This is a genomic window from Kaistella gelatinilytica (assembly GCF_015679325.1).
Classification (GTDB): Bacteria; Bacteroidota; Bacteroidia; order Flavobacteriales; family Weeksellaceae; genus Kaistella; species Kaistella gelatinilytica.
Genome location: NZ_JADPVI010000001.1, coordinates 838,659 through 858,689, shown reverse-complemented (window position 1 = coordinate 858,689; position 20,031 = coordinate 838,659). Strand labels below are relative to the sequence as shown.

Here is a 20,031-nt window from a genome sequence, read left to right as displayed (position 1 = left end):
TATTTTCATTAAATATTATTCTGAACCTCAATCGATTCTTCGTGAATGGCTTTGAAAACTTTTTCAATAAATTCCGGCGACATTCCAGTTTCATCGGCTTTTTGATTCGCGTACTCTGTGATCACTTTCCAACGTTCAGGTTGAAAAATCGCAATGCTATTTTCCTTTTTTAGAGTTCCAATTTTTTCGGAAATTTTCATTCTCTGAGACAAAAGTTCGATCAAATTGAAATCAAGATCTGAAATCAAAGTTCTGTGACGTCCCATTTCATCGTCGAAAACAGAAATGTCAGAATTTCTGATCTGTAAATTTCCAATTAATTCTGCCAAAACTTCCGGCGTAATTTGCTGAGAAGCATCACTCCAAGCTTCGTCCGGATTGCAGTGACTTTCAATGATCATTCCTTCGTATCCAACATTCATCGCTTCCTGCGCAATTCCCGCCAAACCAATTCTGTTCCCGCAAATGTGCGATGGATCGACTAACATCGGAATATTTGGATATTGATTTTTGAAATCCAAAGCGATCTGCCAGTTTGGAATATTTCTGTATTTTGTTTTTTGGTAGGTTGAAAAACCACGGTGAATAACACCCAAATTATTTACATCTTGTCCCAGAAGTCTTTCCAAAGCTCCGATCCATAAAGCAAGATCTGGATTTACAGGATTTTTTACAAATACCGGTTTTTCTGTTCCTTTCAAAGCTTCAGCAATTTCCTGAACAGTAAAAGGATTTACGGTAGAACGCGCACCAATCCATAAAATATCAACATCTGCTTCTAAAGCTGCAGCAACGTGATGCGCATTTGCCACTTCTGTTGCGGTTTTAAAACCATATTCCTGTTTTACTTTTTTTAACCACCCTAAACCGATTGTTCCAACGCCTTCAAATCCATTGGGTTTGGTTCTTGGTTTCCAGATTCCTGCGCGGAAAATTGGAACTTCAGCGCCGCTTTCTTTAATTCTTTTCGCAGTTTCGAGCATTTGCGATTCGCTCTCTGCGCTACAAGGTCCTGCAATTATAATTGGTTTTGGGAATTCTTTTACCCAGTTGTTTTCTAAATTTTGTAAATCCATTTCGGTAGAACTTGTCAATTATTAACTGACTATTTTTTTATTTTAATTAAAATCAAATTTGAATAAATCATCTAAATCCCGCAAAACAGGATTAATCTCCGCAAATTTATCGAAAATCTTTCGTTTGGTCATTATTTCTTTTTTCAGCGATACATCATTTTTATATTTGATGACAATATTAAAGTGATTCACTTTGTGCATGAAATGATTAAAGAAATCGGAGCGGACCTTTTCAAACTCGCTCTTCGCAGAGTCCGATGGATAAGTAATTTCTACAATGTCTTCGTCTCTTTTGTACAATTTGAAAGAGTTGATCGCATTGTAAACAAGAACATCTTTTCCCTGCAATTCTTCTAAAAATTTTTTCCACTCTACCTGCAGATCGGTATCTGTAAAATGATTGCTGGGTAATTCTTCTTTTTCAGCGGGGGTTTTTACATCCTCTTTTGTTTCAGATTTATGCAGCGCTGCAGAGATGCTAAATTTTGAAGGAGTTTTTTGCTGACCAATAGGTTCCGCTGTTTTTAAGATCACTTTCGGAATTTCCTTTGAAAAATTTTCAGCGACTTCTAACTTGATTTCCTCTCTTGCAATGAGGGGTTTTGGTGCAACAACTTTAAGAAGTGGCGCTAAAATCAGGAATTTTTTTTTTTAGAATCTCCCACAACTGCTGTTAAAGACGAAAGTTGCATCAAGGCAATTTCTACGGTTAACCGAGGGTTTTTGGAGTTTTTATAATTAATGTCCGCGTGATTACAGATTTCGATCGCATCGATTAATTGCTGAACATTCCAGCTTTTACTTTGGTCAGAAAACTTAATTTTTGTTTGATCACCAACTTCAATTAAACTTAAGGTCTGCGGATTCTGCGCCATCATTAAATCTCGGAAATGATTTCCTAAACCAGCGATAAATAAATGCGAATCAAAACCTTTTTTCACAATTTCATTAAAGGCAAATAAAGTTTCCGGAATTTTATTTTGATGCGCCAAATCAACAATATTCAAATATTGATCGTAATCGAGAATATTGAGAACTTCAGCAGCTTTTGAAAGCGTAATGTTTTTCTGGGTAAAAGTCGCCAAACGATCGAAAATCGAAAGTGCATCACGAAGCGCACCATCAGCTTTCTGCGCAATTAAATAAAGCGCATCATCTTCATATTTTATCGACTCTTTCTCCGCAATTTTTTTTAGATGAATCTGAATGTCTTCAATGGTGATTCTTTTGAAATCATAGATCTGACATCTCGACAAAATCGTCGGAATAATTTTGTGCTTTTCTGTCGTCGCCAAAATGAAAATCGCATGAGCAGGAGGTTCTTCCAAAGTTTTCAAAAAAGCATTGAAAGCCGCAGAAGACAACATGTGAACCTCATCAATAATATAAATTTTGTACTTCCCAACCTGTGGCGCAAAACGAACCTGATCGGTCAGTTCACGAATATCTTCCACTGAATTATTGGAAGCGGCATCGAGTTCAAAAATATTATAAGCAAAACCATCTTCTGAAGTCGAACCGTCTCTTTCATTGATCTTACGGGCGAGAATTCTAGCGCAAGTTGTTTTTCCAACTCCTCTCGGACCGCAAAACAAAAGCGCCTGAGCCAATTGATTTTCTTCAATCGCATGTTCCAAAGTATCTGTAATGTGAGATTGACCGACAACAGTTTCAAACTCTTGCGGACGGTACTTTCTTGCAGAAACCACGAAATTTTCCATTGGTCAAAAATAGGGAAATTTATTAGAAAATAAAACACGAATTAGATTAAACACAATAAATTTTTTGGTCAAAAATTCACGAATTAATTTTTAAATTTTTAGAATTGGCGGGCGATAAATTCACTGCACATTTTCTAAATTTTTCCCGCGAAAAGATTAATTTATGATCTTAAAATATAAAGTTGTGGATTTTTTGCCTGTCCTTTAAAAAAGAAAACTCTCAAAACAATTTGCTTTGAGAGTTTCTATAAAAGTGAAAAAGATTACATTATTTTACCTTCTTCTAGTATTTCTTTGTTTTGATATTCCTGTACCAAATCGATTGCATTAGAAACTACATCGCTCAAAGCAGTAATGAATGTTCCTTCTTCAGCCATGCTCATCGCATGTTTTAGTGCTTCAATTTCTTTTGGAATGATCTCATAGCTTACATCTCTTCCAGATTCCTGAATCCCTGAAATAATAAGGCCATTAATTTCTTCCTCAGCTCTTCCGCGAAGATGTTTTTCGTTGCGGATAATGATATAATCAAACATTCTTCCAGCGATCTTTCCACATTCTGTAATGTCTTCATCGCGGCGATCGCCAACTCCGGAGATTATTCCGATTTTTTTGGTGGCTTCTACATTTTTCAAATAATCTTCGATGGCTTCGTAACCTGCAGGATTATGCGCAAAATCAATTAAAACGTTGAATTTTTTAAATTTAAAAATATTCAATCTTCCTGGCGTTAATGCTGCACTCGGAATAAAAGTTCTCAGTGAATTAGCGATATCTTCAATTTCAAAACCATACAGATAAGTTGCTAAACTTGCGGCCAGAACATTTGAGATCATAAATTTCGCCTTTCCTTCCATGGTGATGGGAATATTATTGGCTTTCGCGATTCTAATTTTCCAGTCGCCTTTTTTGATGGTCACGAAACCTTCTTCATAAACGCAGGTAATCTTTCCTTCTTTTGCAAATTTCTTGATGTGAGGATTGTTTTCATCCAAACTGAAAATTGCAATTTTGGAGTCTAAATCGGGCATTAATCTCATCGAATAAGCATCATCTGCATTTAAAACGCTCCAACCGTCTTTTTTCACAGAATCTAAAACGACTCTTTTTACTTTCGTCAGATCTTTTAAATTATGAATGTCACTTATTCCAAGATGATCCTCTTTAATGTTGGTCAAAACACCAATATCACAGTAGCTGAAACCTAAACCTGAGCGAAGAATTCCACCTCTCGCAGTTTCCAAAACGGCAAATTCTACTGTAGGATCTTTCAAAACGAATTCTGCTGAAAGTGGACCTGTTGTATCGCCTTTCGTCAGCATTGTATTCTGGATGTAAATTCCATCGGAGGTTGTGAATCCTACTCTATAGCCGTTATTTTTTACGATGTGCGCGATCAATCTCGTCGTAGTCGTTTTACCATTTGTACCGGTTACTGCAATGATCGGGATCCTAAACGCTTTTCCCTGTGGATATAACATGTCAACAACCGGAGCTGCAACATTTCTTGGTAAACCTTCGCTTGGAGCAAGATGCATTCTAAATCCCGGGGCGGCATTTACTTCCAGAATCGCTCCACCACTCTCTTTCAAAGGTTGGGTAAGATTTTCTGCCATAATATCAACTCCACAAACATCGAGACCGATTATTTTTGAGATCCTTTCGCACATCGTAATATTTTCCGGGTGAATCATGTCGGTAACATCAATTGAAGTTCCACCGGTAGATAGGTTTGCTGTAGATTTCAAATACACAATTTCTCCTTTTTTAGGAATGCTGTGCAGCGTGTAATGTAATTTTTCTAAAAGTTCGTTGGTATCTTTATCGACAGATATTTCCGTCAATACATTTTCATGACCGTAACCTCTTCTTGGATCAAGATTTTCCTTGTCGATCAGTTCCTGAATATTTTTTTCACCATCACCTACAATATGCGCCGGAACCCTTCTCGCAGCCGCAACCATTTTATGATTAATAACTAAAACACGGAAATCGTATCCCGTAATATATCTTTCAACAATAACCCGATTTCCATAATTTTGAGCGTGAACCAATCCATCTTTTGCAGTTTCCCAGTCCTTAACATTTATTGATGCACCTTTTCCATGATTTCCGTCAAGCGGTTTCAAAACAATTGGATAACCGATTTTTTGGATCACTCTTTCTAGACCTTCTTCGTCAGAAACCAAATCTCCAGATGGAACCGGAATTGCAGCTTCTTCCAACATTTTTTTTGTAAGTTCTTTATTACATGCAATATCTACTGCGATAGAACTTGTTTTTCCTGTAATGGTCGCTTGAAAACGCTGCTGATTAACGCCATAACCCAATTGAACCAAAGAATTTCTACCCAAACGAATCCAGGGAATATTTCTGGCAACGGCTTCCTGCACGATACTTCCTGTTGAAGGACCGAGTCTTTCACGTTCGCGTTTTTCCTTTAAAGTTTGAATACATTCCTGAATAGGATAATCACGACCTTCCATTAAAGCGTGAGCAATTTCTACCGATTGTTCAGCTGCGTAAATACCAGAATTCTCTTCGATATAGCTAAAAACCACATTATAAATACCGGGAGTTTTCGTTTCGCGCGTTCTTCCAAATCCGGCATCCATTCCCGCCAGCGTTTGTATTTCTAAGGCAATATGTTCAATCACATGTCCCATCCAGGTTCCCATTTCTACCCTCTGAAAAAATCCACCCTCTACTCCTTCCGAACATCGGTGTGAAATAAGAGACGGAAGCAGTCTTTCTAAATTTTCTCTGAAACCTTCAATTTTGTTGGTGGGTAAATGCTCTACTTCCTCTAAATCTAGGCGCATTTGAATTAATTTTTTTCGACGAATACTCCAGATATTTGGACCTCTTAAAACCTGTATTTTTACAATTTTCATATTGTTATCCTGTAATTATGATGGTTAATTTTTTTTATTGAAAATCAAAGATAAAAGAAATGCTTAATAATTTGAAATATTTTTTTCAAAATGATAACTAATAGCATTAATTTGAAGTGAATTGATACAAATAAAAGATTTCATATTTGTATAAAGTATTTAAGCAGAAAGTAATATTTTTTCTAAATTTGCAAGCTATGAGACCAATTGGAAAATTAATGATTATCGGTGGTGCCGTAAACAAGGGCAGCTTTGCAGAAACCGAATACGACCAGAATGTAGAACGGAACCTCAACTTTTTTGAAAGAGGAATTCTACGGAAGATCATCAACGAATCCCGATTGAAGGAAGATTCTGTCATCGAGATTATTACCACAGCCTCGCAAATTCCGCAAATTGTTGGTCCCGAATATAAGAAGGCTTTCGAATTTCTCGGCTCAAAAAACGTCAATATTTTAGATATTCAAAATAGAGAGCAAGCCAATAGTGATGCGATGGTTGCGCGTGCAAATGCCGCAGATATAGTGATGTTTACGGGTGGAGATCAACTGCGCCTGACTTCAATTTTGGGCGGGACCAGATTTCACGATGCGATCTTATTGAAATATCAGGAACAGGATTTTATTTATGCCGGAACTTCTGCCGGAGCTGCTGCTGCTTCTGAAAATATGATCTATCAAGGTTCCAGTAGCGAAGCTCTGTTAAAAGGCGAAATAAAAACAACGCAAGGATTGGGTTTCATAGAAAATGTGATCGTTGATACGCATTTTGTACAGCGCGGAAGAATTGGAAGATTGTTTCAGGCAGTTGTCAATAATCCGCGGACATTGGGAATTGGTTTGGGTGAAGATACCGGACTTTATATCGATGGTGATATCATGACTGCGATCGGTTCCGGACTTGTTATTTTAGTTGACGGTCGATTCATTAAAGATACAAACCTTACCAATATCGAACTTGGTCAACCTATTTCCATTGATAATTTGATCGTTCACGTTTTATCGCAGAATGATTTTTATGATTTAAAAACGAAAGATTTGACCATTGTTAATTCTCAGTACAATCCGATTCCGCAGGATCATTAGATTCAAAAAAAGATTATCTGCAATTAATAATTCGTTTCAAAATATATTTTGAAATTAACGCGTAGTAAACCTCATCCTTAAAAATAAAATTTAATGAAAATCATCATCCACGGCGGATTTTTCTCCGAAAGCGATCAAAGCCACGAAGTGAAAACGGCGAAACAAAATTCTTTAAAAGAAATCGCAGGAAAAGCTTTTGAGTTTTTAAAAACGAATTCAGCAGAAGATACGGTCGTTTACGCTATTTCGATGTTGGAAAACGATTCCTTATATAATGCAGGAATCGGTTCTCAAATTCAAAGCGACGGGAAAATCCGGATGAGTGCTTCTTTGATGAATGGCGACACGCAGAAATTTGCTGGAGTTATCAATATTGAAAATGTACAAAATCCCATTCAGGTTTCGCAGGTTTTAATGAAAGAGGACGACCGTGTTTTGGGTGGAAATGGTGCAAAGATATATGCATCTGAAAATGGTTTTGAAGATTTCTCTACTGAAATTCCACAGCGTAGAAAAGAATATGAAGAGAAAGTTAAAAATGGCGGAAAAGGAACGGTTGGTTGTGTCGCATTAGATGCCAGCGGAAAATTAGCAGCTGGAACTTCTACAGGTGGAAAAGGTTTTGAGATCGTGGGAAGAATCTCAGATTCTGCCACTGTTGCAGGAAATTTCGCGAATCAATTTTGCGGAGTAAGTTGTACCGGAGTCGGTGAAGATATTGTCAGCAACGCAACTGCGACGAAGATTGTAATTCGTGTGACCGATGGAATGACGATTGAAAAAGCTTTTGAAAAAACCTTTAAAGAGCTCCAAGAAATCGACGGATTTGCGGGTGCAATTGCGATTGATAAAGACGGAAATATTTTCCATCAGGATTCTTATCCAACAATGGTTTTTGCCAGCTATGACGGAACTGATTTTGAAACTTTTAATTAAAAAATAAAAACTGCCTCGAAAAATTGAGGCAGTTTCATTTAATTATAAGATCTGAAAATTATTTTTCTTCAATCGCAGCTTGAGCTGCAGCCAATCTTGCAATTGGAACTCTAAACGGAGAACAACTTACATAATTTAAACCGAGTCTATGACAGAATTTTACGGATTCCGGATCACCGCCGTGTTCGCCGCAAATGCCAACTTTTAAATGAGGTTTTACAGAACGGCCTTTTTCTACGCCAATTCTAATTAATTCTCCCACTCCACTTTGATCGATGGATACGAAAGGATCTTCCGGCAACAATTTTAAGTCTAAATATTTCGGTAAAAATCCACCGATATCATCTCGAGAAAATCCGAAACACATTTGCGTTAGATCATTAGTTCCGAAGCTAAAGAAATCTGCAACCGTTGCCATTGAATCGCCTTTCAAAGCGGCTCTAGGAGTTTCGATCATGGTTCCATAGAGATAAGGGATCGATTTCATTTTCATTTTTTCGCAAACTTCTGCGTAAACTCTATCTACGATTTCTTTTTGATGACGAAGTTCGTGACGTCCCATAACGACAGGAATCATAATTTCCGGTAAGGCTTTTTTACCATCTCGTATTAATTCAGAAGCAGCTTCTAATATTGCCCGAACCTGCATTTCTGTAATCTCCGGATAAGAAACTCCCAAACGAACGCCACGATGTCCCAACATAGGATTGTTTTCGTGAAGGGCAAGGATTCTGCGATTCAAAACACTCATTCTTACGCCGAGTTCTTTGCTTAACTCCTGTAATTTTTCTTTATCGTGCGGAACAAATTCGTGCAATGGTGGATCGAGCAAACGAATCGTAACCGGTTTTCCGTCCATTACTTCTAAAGTTGCTTTAATGTCTTTTTTTACAAATTTAAAAAGTTCATTCAAGGCAGATTTACGTTCTTTTTCTGTCGTGCTCATGATCATTTTTCGCAGCAGGAATAAAGGTTTCTCGCTTCCTTCTCCGTAAAACATGTGCTCCGTTCTGAATAATCCAATTCCTTCTGCCCCGAAATAAGCGGCTTGTTGCGCATCTTTCGGCGTATCTGCATTGGTTCTTACTCCTAATCTTTTAGCTTTATCGACCAAAGTCATCAAGGTTTTGTAAGAGGCATTTTTATTGAGATCGGTACTGGTTAATTCCAAAACGCCTTCATAAGCAATTCCGGTTGTTCCGTTCATGGTTACCCATTCTCCATCGTGGATTTTTTTGCCGCCTTTGGTTAAGAAGTATTTTTCTTTTTCAAAAATTTCAATGTCGTTACAACCTACGATACAGCATTTTCCCCAACCTCTTGCGACCAAAGCTGCGTGCGAAGTCATTCCACCTTTTGTGGTTAAAATTGCTTGCGCTTTATGCATTCCATCAACATCTTCGGGCGAAGTTTCTTCCCGAACGAGAATCACTTTTTCTCCTTTTAATCCTAATTCTACGGCTTCCTCTGAAGAGAAAACCACTTTTCCTACGGCACCACCCGGACCTGCAGGAAGACCTTTTGCAATAGGTTTATTTTTCTTTTCTTCGGCAGGATCGATCATCGGAAGTAACAATTCGATCAACTGATTTGGATTAACACGCATTACAGCCGTATCGGCATCAATTAATTTTTCTTTGAACATATCTGCAGCCATTTTTACGGCAGCAACTCCATTTCTTTTTCCGACTCTGCATTGCAACATAAAAAGTTTTCCTTTTTCAATGGTGAACTCAATATCCTGCATGTCTTTGTAATGTTTTTCCAGACGCTGCTGAATTTCATCCAGTTCTTTAAACTGAGAAGGCATGAATTTTTCTAAAGTCATCAAGTCTTTTGAATGATCATTTTTAGAGGCATTATTAATCGGAGACGGCGTTCTGATTCCGGCTACAACATCTTCTCCTTGAGCATTGACCAAATATTCTCCATAAAAATAATGATCGCCATTTCCGGGATTTCTCGTAAAGGCAACTCCGGTGCAAGAATCTTCGCCCATATTTCCATAAACCATCGCCTGAACATTTACCGCAGTTCCCCAATCATCAGGAATTCTTTCAATTTTCCGATATTCAATGGCACGTTTTCCGTTCCAGGAAGCGAAGACTGCTCCAATTCCGCCCATTAATTGATCCCAGGGATTTTCCGGGAATTCTACTTTTAAATATTTTTTGGTTAAGGCTTTAAATTCTTTGACTAATTTTTGCAAATCGTCGGCAGAAAGTTCGGTATCTAATTCTACGCCTCTTTCTTTTTTGACTTCTTCTAATCGTTCATCCATTAATTTTCGGATTCCTTTTCCTTTTGCAGGTTCCATTCCACCGGCTTTTTCAATGACAACGTCAGAATACATCATGACCAGTCGTCGGTAAGCATCGTAAGCAAATCTCGCATCTCCGGATTTTTCGATGAGACCTTTTACCGTTTCGTCATTTAAACCGATATTTAAAACCGTGTCCATCATTCCGGGCATTGATTTTCTCGCACCGGAACGAACCGACATTAAAAGTGGATCTTTTAAATCTCCAAACTTTTTGCCCATCAGTTTTTCAACTTCAGAAAGGGCTTGTTTAATTTCTTTTTCTAATTTTTTTGGATAGGTTTTTTTGTGACCGTAATAATAAGTACAAACTTCTGTAGTGACGGTAAATCCGGGCGGAACAGGAAGCTGAAGATCTTTGTGACCTGCCATTTCAGCAAGGTTCGCTCCTTTACCTCCCAACAGGTTTTTCATTGATTCATTTCCGTCGGCTTTTCCGCCGCCGAAAGAATAGATGTATTTCGCATCTTTTTTAGTTTTAAGTTCCATTATATCTAGGTTTTTTAATTTCTTTATTGCTATGGCACTAGTAAAGTTAACTCCATTTTGCGCCATAAAAAATATAGTGGACAATGACAAAAATCAATTTTGATAAAAGTCATTACAAAGGATGGATCAATAAAAAGATTCCGTGATTAAATTTTCACATATTTACCAAAAAAAAAGAGTTGCATCATTTTTGTTTGACCACGGAACAATTAAAAAATTTTATTATGAAAAAAGTATTGGCTTTTGCAATCCTGGGAACTTTAAGTTTTGCGAGTTGCGCTCAAAAAGAAGAAAAACGTGAGGATTATAAAGAGAGTCACAGTGTTGATGAAAAACGAAATGCGGGTGTTCCAGACGCCGCGATGAGCGATTCGGCACAGGTAAAAGATTCTATGAAAGTAGAAACAAAATAAAAAAAATGCGTCGGTCGACGCATTTTTTATTAGTATTCAAATAAGATCGAACCCCAGGTAAATCCGCTTCCAAAGGCGGAAAGAAGAACAAGATCTCCTCTTTTTATTTTTCCTTTTTCAATGGCTTCACTCAATGCGAGCGGAATTGAAGCTGCGGTTGTATTTCCGTATTTCTGAATGTTATTAAACACTTTTTCGTCAGGCAAATTAAATTTCTTCTGTACGAATTGTGCAATTCTTAGATTCGCCTGATGTGGAATGAACATGTCTAAATCTTCAACCGTTTTTCCAGCTGATTTCAAAGCTTCATTCATGGTTTCCGGAAATCTTGTCACTGCATGTTTGAAAACAAAATTTCCATTCATCACTGGATAAACCTCGGCATTGGTTACATTTTCAGGCTCCAAACGTATTCTATCGCTCCAACCATATTTTGAACCCGGAAATTTGGTACACAATTCATCAGCATATTTTCCTTCCGAATGCATATTGAAGGCTAAAATATCTCCAGCGTTTTCGTCTTCTGAAGCAGATAAAATCACGGCTCCTGCTCCATCTCCAAAGATCACAGAAACGCCACGACCTTCATCTGAAAAATCTAAACCAAAAGAATGAACTTCTGCTCCGACCACCAAGATATTTTTGTACTGACCAGCTTTAATAAAAGCATTGGCAACACTCATCGCATAAACAAATCCAGAACATTGATTTCTAACATCTAGCGCACCAATCGTGTCACAACCTAATTTTTCCTGCAGCAAAACGCCACAACCCGGAAAATAATAATCTGGTGAAAGCGTCGCGAAAACAATAAAGTCGATATCTTTTGCAGTTAAACCTGCCATTTCCAAAGCTTTTTCTGAAGCTTTGAAACCTAAATACGAAGTCGTTTCTTCCGAATCATTTCTGTTTTTTCGGTGATGACGCTCTTTAATGCCGGTTCTTTCGGTGATCCACTCATCATTGGTAGTCATTAGTTTTGAAAGATCATCATTGGTGACCACGTTTTCGGGAACATAATGACCAATCCCTTTTATTGTACTTTTTATCATGAATTTTTTTTTACTAAAGACAAAGATAAATTATATTTAAAACATAATAAAAAAGTTTAATCTTTACTTAAAAATAGTATTAAATTTGTGAAATGGCTATAGAAATTATTTATCGAAACGACCACTGTGAATGGATCGATGTTGAAGCTCCGACAGAGGAAGATCTAAATTTCTTACACGAACGATACGACATCAACATGCTTCTTTTAGAAGATACCATAGATCCAAATCACCTCCCGAAATTTGAACAGGACCACAACGTTAAATTTTTTCTGATGCGGGAAAATACGGAGTTAGAACGTTCGAATCTGAACACGATAAGCGATATTTCTACCAAGCTGGGCATTTTTCTGCTCGACAATATCATTATTACGGTTCACCGCATGAAAAACCGCAGCGTTTATGAATATAAAAAAGAAATTTTAAAGCTTGAAAATGCTGATGTTTCTGCAGACACGATCGCCTTGCAATTAGCTTTAAAAGTCATGAAATCATTTGATGATGAATCAAAGAATCTCATGGAAACGATGGATAATATTGAGAATGAAATTTTTCTTAAAAATACCAACAATTCCAACCAAATTCGAAGATTGTATCAGTTGAAAAGGAAATCTGGTCTCAATGCACGGATTTTAAATATCTCCGCAGACTGGATTTATAAATTCAAACTTTTAAAATTAGATGACGCACAAATTACCGATTTAAATGATAAACATAAAGATGTAATCACCGATTTCGAACATTTGAATGCGCAGGTAACCAGTCTTATTTCGATGTTTTTGGCCATGAGCGATCAAAAAGCCAATCAGGTCATGAAATTTTTGGCGATCTACTCCATGTACTTTTTCCCGGTCACTTTTATCGCTGGAATTTATGGGATGAATTTTGATAATATGCCCGAACTTCACCAGCCAATGGGATATTTTCTGACTTTAGGAGTAATGGGTTTTATTGTGTTGCTGACCTTTTTGTTTGTCAGAAAAAAACGGTGGTAGTTTTTCCGTGGTGATTTCAATTTGATTCTACTCTTAAAGAATTCTTTATTAAAACTTCATTAATGATCATATGATTCTGAGAGAAATCTTGGCTTAAACAAATTCAACAATTGTTTTCTCCGTTTAAAAAATCCGTAAATTCGCAGTCTTAACAGAAATTACTTTAAAAAGATGTCAGCAGAAAAAAATATTCAAGAAAAAACGAGACTTCATATCCGAAATAAAAATAGAGAAAAATATGATCTAGAAGCTTTGGTGGTTGCGATCCCTGAACTTTCTGAACATATTAAACCTAATAAATATGGTGAAAATTCTGTAGATTTTGCAAATCCAGTTGCGGTAAAATTGCTTAACAAAGCGTTGCTTAAACATTATTATGGCATCGAAAACTGGGATTTTCCAGATAAAAATCTTTGTCCACCAATTCCGGGAAGAGCAGATTATCTGCATTATATCGCAGATTTATTAACGCAAAGTAATTTTGGAACGCTTCCAAACGGTTCTCAAATAACGGTTCTCGATATTGGAGTTGGCGCGAATTGCATCTACCCTATTATTGGTGTTACCGAATATGGCTGGAATTTTATCGGATCCGATATCAATCCTGATTCAATCGAATCTGCGCAAAAAATTGTAGATTCTAATGAATCGTTGAAAGATAAAATTAAATTCAGATTGCAGGAAAGTACGAAATCTATTTTCACAGGAATCATTAATGAAGACGAAAAAATTGATTTAACGATTTGTAATCCGCCTTTTCATTCCTCAACGGAAGAAGCTCAGAAAACAAGCCGTAGAAAAGTAAAAAATCTTACCGGAAAAAAAGTAAAAACGCCCGAACTTAATTTTGCAGGAATAAGTGCGGAATTAATTTGTGAAGGTGGCGAACATGCATTCATTCACAATATGATCAATGAAAGTAAAGATTTCGCAGAAAACTGTTATTGGTTCTCCACTTTAGTTTCCAAAGAATCTAATTTGAAGGGAGTTTACAAAGCTTTAGGAGTTGTTGAAGCAACGCAGATCAAAACGATTCCAATTGGAACGGGAAACAAATCGAGCCGAATCGTTGCGTGGTCTTTTCTTTCTAAAAAGGAACAGAGTGACTGGCGCGAAACGAAATGGAAAACTTCAGAGAAAATCGATGTAGAATAGATTTTTTAAAGAAATTTAGAATTATAATTGCCAATAATAAACTGAAATTCTTGCGTCAATGAATGAAAACAATAAAGAGAGATTAATCATTCTTTCTGATTTATGGGGCGCAGAAAAAGCAGATTGGATTGAATATTATACTTCTGTTCTAGAAAATAATTTTGAGGTGAATTTTTATGACAGTTGCGTTTTAGGTGAAGTTTCAAAACGGGAATATTCAGAAGAAAAATTGCATCATCAATTTGTTAATGGTGGAATTGAAAAAGCCGTCGAGAATCTTCTAAAAAAAGAAAAGGAAAATATAATAATTTTAGGTTTCAGCATCGGTGGCTTGATCGCCTGGAAAGCTGGTAATTCTGGTCTTAAAATGCAAAATTTATTTGCGATTTCTTCCACAAGATTAAGATACGAAACTCTCAAACCACCGACAAAAATTGAATTGATTTATGGTGAAGATGATGCATACAAACCTAAAACGGAATGGTTTGAAAAGTTAGAGATCAACATGAATATTCTTGCCCGCGAAGATCATGAACTCTACAAAAAGAAAGAAATCGCCGAAGTTATCTGTAAAGTGATTATTCAAAAGGTATTCAATTAAATAGTCCAGTTATGGAAAATAGAATAAATGTTTCGAAAATCGATCCAAAAGCATATGAAGCCATGATCGGCTTAGAAAAATATCTTGCGCAAAGTGGTTTAGATAAAATGCTTTACGAGCTTATAAAAATCAGAGCTTCGCAAATCAACGGTTGTGCGTATTGCATTAATATGCATACTCGTGATGCAGTAAAATTGGGTGAAACTTCACAGCGATTATTTTTGTTAAATGCATGGCGGGAAACAGATCTTTTCACCGAAAAAGAAAGGGCCGTTTTAGCATTAACAGAAGCGATGACTTTAATTACAAATGGTCATGTTCCGGATGATGTTTATAAAAATGCTGAAGCTCATCTAACACCGAATGAATTAGCAGCAGTAATCATGGCCGTTGTCGCCATCAATGGTTGGAACAGAATTGCGATTACTACAAGAATGCCTTTAGACTAAAAAATTTGATTTTACATTAAGGTTTAAAACAAATAATTCGCATTGTGAATACCGAAAACCTACTCTTAAAATTAAGTGAAGTAAACAAAACCAGTCAGCAATTGGATTCACCGGAATCTGAAAGATTTGAAACGGTAGAAATTGTAGGCAATTTTGCTAATCAATTCACAGGATTGGATTCTGTGAAAGCCTTTCAGGAGAAAAAAGCCCCACGTCTTTGAAAATTACGGCGAAAAAAAGCCCGTTCAAAGAACCTGTCGCAGTTCCGATCGCGATGTTTTTGAAAATTGGAAACAGGAAAATAGAGGAAAAGATATCTGATTAAGTAATTCTGTGACTGGTTTGCTATAAATATAGAAGCGAAGTTAAAAATATCGTTACCAATTAATGTTTCACCCGGCTCTTAATAATTCCGCCCGAAGCTTCTTTAATGGTATTGGCGAAAACAAATGCTTCTGAATCAATTTCGTAAATTAAGTTTTTGAGTTTGCGCATTTCTAATCTCGTGACAACGGTATAAATTATATCACAATCTGTACTTACATCAAATTTTCCGGGAAGAAAGCCGCGTTCGCCTTTATAAACGGTAATTCCTCTTCCTAATTTGTTTACTAACTGATGTTTAATTTCCTCACTTTTCGCAGAAATGATCGTAACGCCAGTAAACGCCTGAATTCCTTCTACGACATAATCGATGGTTTTCGTCGCGGCAAAATACGTGAGAACGGAATACAGTGAGGTTTCAATCCCAAATTTTAAAGCAGCAATACTGAAAATGATAATGTTGATTCCCAAAATAATTTCGGTGATCGTGAATGAGGTTTTTTTCAAAGTATATAAAGCCAGAACTTCAATTCCATCTAAAGCTGCTCCGGCTCTCATCACCAAACCAACTCCAATTCCGAGAAAAGCACCACCAAAAACGGCCACTATTAATTTATCATGTGTAATATCAACAGGCGGCAGTAACCACAAACACAGCCCTAAAAAGAGTACGCTGAAGAAAGTTTTTTTTGCGAAGTTTTTTCCAACGGTAAAATAACTGATTATTATCAAAGGTAAATTGAACAGAACAATTACTAGAGCCAAATTTATATGGTACAGTTCGTGGATCAAAAGCGACATTCCCGTGACGCCGCCATCGAAAAAATGATTCGGAACCAGAAAAGATTTTAGAGCAAAAGCCGCGACGATTACGCCGAACAGCACGGAAACGGTATCTTGCAGATGATCCAGAAGATTTGATTTTTTCTTTAAATGGCCAGTATTTTTTTCAACCTTATCTTTATTTTCCCCCTTTTTATTTTCGAGTTCATCTTTGGCAGTTTTCGTATAAAATTGGTGAGAATTAAGGAAATCGACCTGTCTTTTATGCCAGATTTCCTTTGTTTCTACAATTGCATTTCCTTTTAATTCTGAAAACAAATTTTCTGAAAAAAATTCGTATTCATCGCCGCCCAGATAGAACAGATCGGCGTCGCACAAAATTTTACTCAAATGATTTTGTGGATTTTGAGGAAGCTTTGTCGCCATGATCATGTCACAAATTGATTCAATTTCTTTTGAGGAATAATCAAAATCCGGGAGATATTTCTTTGCAAATTCACAGCCCAGAAGTTCATGATTAAGATGACTTTCTAAAAAACCAACATCATGAAGCAAAGCGGCTGTTTTTAAAAGAATTATTTCATATTCTGAAACATTCTCTTTTTCTGCGATATAAATTGCGTTTTCAATGACTTTCCGCGTGTGAAGAACATTGTGATAGGTAATATTCTGTCCTAATTTATTTTCAAGTTCAGCAATTACAAAATGATAGAGTTCGTCGTATTTCATAGGGTATGAAAATTAAAATTAATTCGAAATTTGAAAATCTGAAATTTAATTTGAAGAAAATCTAAAGTAAATGTTTTATCAAAATACAAAGGTTCGATCCTACCTTAAAGGTTTTCCTGATGAGGAAATTATCAACTGATGACTTCATAAATGATGATTTCTTCGGTTTTGTTTTTCACACTGATGGAACCAATTTTTTCACAGGTAAATGATTTTTTTACCTTCTCGTAACATTTTTCCGGAATTACAATTTGCCCCACTGCGGCTGAACATTGTAACCGTTGCGAAGTATTTACGGCATCACCAATGACGGTAAAATCTAACCTTTTCAAAGTCACTGAGCCAATATTCCCGGAAATCATTTCCCCGCTGTTTATTCCAATTGAAACCTTCGGAGAAAAACCATTTTCTATCGGCAGTTTATTGATGCTGTTTCTAATCGCAATACTTGCATCGATAGCTCGATCGAGATGAAAATCTCCTTTAAAAACTGCCATCACGCAATCGCCAATAAATTTATCAACAATTCCATTTTGCGCGATAATTTCTTTAACCATCACATCGAAATAATTATTTAAAAGTTTTACAACTTTGTCTGGAGATTCTTTTTCGCTGATCGAAGTAAACCCACAAATATCGATGAAAACCACGGTTGCTTCAATCATTTCATTATCGGTAAATGAAGATTCAAATTCGCGGGTTTCCATAAAACTCAGTACATTTTGATCGACGTACATTTTTAGGATATTATTTTCTTTGATGGCTTTTAATGTATTTTTTATCTGTAAAACCTGTTTGATGGTTTTTTCAATCGTCAGTTCTAAATCATGAAAATTAACCGGTTTTGTAATAAAATCAAAGGCTCCACCATTCATTGCAGTTCGAATATTTTCCATGTCACCATAGGCAGAAACCATGACGGTTTTCATAAGAGGATGCTGTTCGCCAACTTTCGAAAGCAGTGTCAAACCATCCATTTCAGGCATATTGATATCACATAAAATAATATCGATCTCTTTTTGAATATCGATTTTTTCTAAAGCTTCGCGTCCATTTTCTGCAAAAACAAAATCATAAACCTGTTCTCGTATTTTTTGTCTAAATTTTTGACGGATGAGCGTTTCTAAATCTGCCTCATCATCGACTACTAGAATCTTTGTCATGGTATAAAGTTTTTGAGCTTTTCTTTTAAATTTACAAAATCAAGAGGTTTGGTCAGGAAATCATCTGCACCCAGTTTCATGGCTTCGTTGTAGTTTTCATCATCGCCGTAAGCAGTGATCATCATTACAACTGGTGGTGGTTTTTCGTAATTTTCTTTGATGTGTTTGAGTAAAACCAGACCGCTCATTCCAGGCATATTGATGTCGGAGAGGATCAACACGGCTTCATGTTCGTGTTGAGCCATGAAATCAATAGCATCTTCGCCGGAGAAAGCAAATTCAAATTTGATCTCATTATTTTTTATTTCTTTTCTGAAACGTTGCTCAAACAGGGTTTTTACATCTGTTTCGTCGTCTACTACTAGAATTTTCATCAATGGGTGTTTTTTAAAATTATCTGGAATTTTGTTCCTTCGTTTACCTCAGATTCTACTTTTAATTCGGCGTTATGACCTTTCGTAATGATATCGTAACTCATGGATAATCCCAAACCGGTTCCCTCGCCGGTAGGTTTCGTAGTAAAAAAGGGCTGGAAGATCTTTTCTTTGACTTCGTTCGACATTCCACTTCCGTTATCAGTTATTGTGATAATGATTTCATCTTGTACTTTTTGAGTTGAAATAGAAACAGTTGGCTGATAACCTTCACTGCCTAATTTCTTTTTTTCATTAACTGCATAAAAAGCGTTGGTCAGTAAATTCAAAATGACCCTTCCAAAATCTTGCGGAATTAAATTGATCTGCCCAATAGAATCATCAAAATCAGAACGAATTGTGGCATTAAAAGTTTTGTCTTTCGCGCGTAAACCGTGATACGAAAGGCGCAAATATTCATCGCACAAAGCATTGAGATCTGTGGGTTCTTTCACGCCAGTTGAACTTCTGGAATGTTGAAGCATTCCTTTCACAATACCATCTGCACGTTTCCCGTGGTGATTTATTTTTTCTTCATTTTGTTTGATGTCATTAGATATTGTTATTGCTTCTGACACGTTGCCCGATTTTAATTCGGCTTGTAATTCATCGATGAGTTCTTTGTTTACTTCAGAAAAGTTATTGACAAAGTTTAATGGGTTTTGGATCTCGTGCGCAATTCCTGCAGTTAGTTCTCCCAGAGAAGCCATTTTTTCTGACTGAATCAGCTGATTTTGAGTTATTTTGAGTTCGTCAAGCGCTTTCTGTAATTCGTTTTTTTGTCCTAGCAATTCGGCGGTTCGCTCTGCAACCTGGATCTCTAATTTAGCTTTCAAAATTTCTGATTCCTGGAATTCTTTTTCCCTTTCTATTGCTTTGCGTTGTGCCTGCTCTATTGCTTTGCGCTGTTTTTTATTGATAAAATACATTGCTAAAAACCAAATGATAGAAAATAATATTGCGGTGTCAAAATAGCTTTCCCATTGTGTGTGAAATTTGGGCCAGATCAATTTTGTAAGATCAGATATTACATTAACAATTGCAAAAGGCAAAATTGAATAAATAAAAGATTTTACCGGTTTGAAATCATTATTGGTAAGGCAGAAGTAAATTAGGGTGATCAACATCAGATTAGCGATCCAAATAAAAACAGTATTGATCTGCTGGAAAATAATATTTGCAATAAGTAAAATAATAGCCGACCAGATCCCCACCAACAAGAACTTATCTGTTTTGGGCAACAGAATTTTGCTTTGAAGGATTTTCCGCAAGAAAACCAGGATAATTATTAAAATTGTAAATTCTAAATTCATGGCGATCCTTTTAAATATTAAAAATGTTCCGGTTAAAAAATTACTTTAAGAATTATATCTGATGAAAAATTTTCCTGCGATTAACTAAACTCTCGATTTTGTACTATCTGATGAGTTGAC

Annotated in this window: 18 protein-coding genes; 8 read left to right on the top strand and 10 right to left on the bottom strand. The window is 36.4% G+C overall.

Annotation, left to right across the window (positions count from 1 at the left end; translation table 11 throughout):
* Nucleotides 1-8 precede the first annotated feature (8 nt).
* The 4 genes from IV494_RS03720 to cphA all read right to left on the bottom strand — a co-directional run bounded on the left by IV494_RS03720 (nt 9) and on the right by cphA (nt 5,691).
* Nucleotides 9-1,076 carry a chorismate mutase gene (locus IV494_RS03720; RefSeq protein WP_196078811.1) on the bottom strand — a complete coding sequence of 356 codons (1,068 nt, stop codon included), beginning with the start codon at nt 1,074-1,076 and terminating at the stop codon, nt 9-11.
* 42 nt (nt 1,077-1,118) lie between these two features.
* Nucleotides 1,119-1,610 carry a hypothetical protein gene (locus IV494_RS03715; protein WP_230379894.1) on the bottom strand — a complete coding sequence of 164 codons (492 nt, stop codon included), beginning with the start codon at nt 1,608-1,610 and terminating at the stop codon, nt 1,119-1,121.
* A 101-nt stretch (nt 1,611-1,711) separates the two neighbouring features.
* Nucleotides 1,712-2,797: a DNA polymerase III subunit gamma/tau gene (gene dnaX / locus IV494_RS03710; RefSeq protein ID WP_196078810.1), complete on the bottom strand. Its 1,086-nt coding sequence runs from the start codon at nt 2,795-2,797 to the stop codon at nt 1,712-1,714.
* Between the two features lie 263 nt (nt 2,798-3,060).
* A complete protein-coding gene (cphA, locus tag IV494_RS03705; protein WP_196078809.1) occupies nt 3,061-5,691 on the bottom strand; it encodes a cyanophycin synthetase in 2,631 nt (876 codons plus the stop codon).
* A 197-nt stretch (nt 5,692-5,888) separates the two neighbouring features.
* Between cphA and IV494_RS03700 the strand changes: the two genes are divergently transcribed.
* Nucleotides 5,889-6,776: a cyanophycinase gene (locus IV494_RS03700; RefSeq protein WP_196078808.1), complete on the top strand. Its 888-nt coding sequence runs from the start codon at nt 5,889-5,891 to the stop codon at nt 6,774-6,776.
* Between the two features lie 93 nt (nt 6,777-6,869).
* The gene (locus IV494_RS03695; protein WP_196078807.1) at nt 6,870-7,712 is read left to right on the top strand and encodes an isoaspartyl peptidase/L-asparaginase; all 843 of its coding nucleotides are present in this window, start codon (nt 6,870-6,872) and stop codon (nt 7,710-7,712) included.
* 58 nt (nt 7,713-7,770) lie between these two features.
* On the opposite strand, the gene ppdK is transcribed toward IV494_RS03695, so the two are convergent.
* A complete protein-coding gene (gene ppdK / locus IV494_RS03690) occupies nt 7,771-10,521 on the bottom strand; it encodes a pyruvate, phosphate dikinase (RefSeq protein ID WP_196078806.1) in 2,751 nt (916 codons plus the stop codon).
* Nucleotides 10,522-10,745: 224 nt separating this feature from the next.
* Between ppdK and IV494_RS03685 the strand changes: the two genes are divergently transcribed.
* Nucleotides 10,746-10,934, top strand: coding sequence for a hypothetical protein (locus tag IV494_RS03685; protein WP_196078805.1), 189 nt, complete (start codon nt 10,746-10,748; stop codon nt 10,932-10,934).
* Nucleotides 10,935-10,963: 29 nt separating this feature from the next.
* On the opposite strand, the gene IV494_RS03680 is transcribed toward IV494_RS03685, so the two are convergent.
* Nucleotides 10,964-11,986, bottom strand: coding sequence for a 3-oxoacyl-ACP synthase III family protein (locus IV494_RS03680; RefSeq protein WP_196078804.1), 1,023 nt, complete (start codon nt 11,984-11,986; stop codon nt 10,964-10,966).
* 92 nt (nt 11,987-12,078) lie between these two features.
* On the opposite strand from IV494_RS03680, the gene IV494_RS03675 reads away from it, so the two are divergent.
* From IV494_RS03675 to IV494_RS03655, 5 genes are all read left to right on the top strand, one after another.
* The gene (locus IV494_RS03675) at nt 12,079-12,981 is read left to right on the top strand and encodes a CorA family divalent cation transporter (protein ID WP_196078803.1); all 903 of its coding nucleotides are present in this window, start codon (nt 12,079-12,081) and stop codon (nt 12,979-12,981) included.
* Nucleotides 12,982-13,152: 171 nt separating this feature from the next.
* The gene (rlmF, locus tag IV494_RS03670; RefSeq protein WP_196078802.1) at nt 13,153-14,136 is read left to right on the top strand and encodes a 23S rRNA (adenine(1618)-N(6))-methyltransferase RlmF; all 984 of its coding nucleotides are present in this window, start codon (nt 13,153-13,155) and stop codon (nt 14,134-14,136) included.
* Between the two features lie 58 nt (nt 14,137-14,194).
* Nucleotides 14,195-14,737: an alpha/beta hydrolase gene (locus IV494_RS03665; RefSeq protein WP_196078801.1), complete on the top strand. Its 543-nt coding sequence runs from the start codon at nt 14,195-14,197 to the stop codon at nt 14,735-14,737.
* A gap of 11 nt (nt 14,738-14,748) precedes the next feature.
* Complete coding sequence (locus IV494_RS03660) at nt 14,749-15,186, top strand: carboxymuconolactone decarboxylase family protein (RefSeq protein WP_196078800.1); 438 nt, start codon at nt 14,749-14,751, stop codon at nt 15,184-15,186.
* Between the two features lie 44 nt (nt 15,187-15,230).
* Nucleotides 15,231-15,407 (top strand): hypothetical protein, encoded by a 177-nt coding sequence (locus tag IV494_RS03655; protein ID WP_196078799.1) that lies wholly within the window; start codon nt 15,231-15,233, stop codon nt 15,405-15,407.
* A gap of 163 nt (nt 15,408-15,570) precedes the next feature.
* On the opposite strand, the gene IV494_RS03650 is transcribed toward IV494_RS03655, so the two are convergent.
* The 4 genes from IV494_RS03650 to IV494_RS03635 all read right to left on the bottom strand — a co-directional run bounded on the left by IV494_RS03650 (nt 15,571) and on the right by IV494_RS03635 (nt 19,911).
* Nucleotides 15,571-17,022, bottom strand: coding sequence for a YitT family protein (locus IV494_RS03650; RefSeq protein WP_230379893.1), 1,452 nt, complete (start codon nt 17,020-17,022; stop codon nt 15,571-15,573).
* Nucleotides 17,023-17,153: 131 nt separating this feature from the next.
* A complete protein-coding gene (locus IV494_RS03645) occupies nt 17,154-18,185 on the bottom strand; it encodes a response regulator (protein WP_196078798.1) in 1,032 nt (343 codons plus the stop codon).
* Nucleotides 18,182-18,559 (bottom strand): response regulator, encoded by a 378-nt coding sequence (locus IV494_RS03640; protein ID WP_196078797.1) that lies wholly within the window; start codon nt 18,557-18,559, stop codon nt 18,182-18,184. Before IV494_RS03640 ends, IV494_RS03645 begins: the two co-directional genes overlap by 4 nt.
* Nucleotides 18,559-19,911 (bottom strand): sensor histidine kinase, encoded by a 1,353-nt coding sequence (locus IV494_RS03635; RefSeq protein ID WP_196078796.1) that lies wholly within the window; start codon nt 19,909-19,911, stop codon nt 18,559-18,561. Before IV494_RS03635 ends, IV494_RS03640 begins: the two co-directional genes overlap by 1 nt.
* Nucleotides 19,912-20,031: the final 120 nt, after the last annotated feature.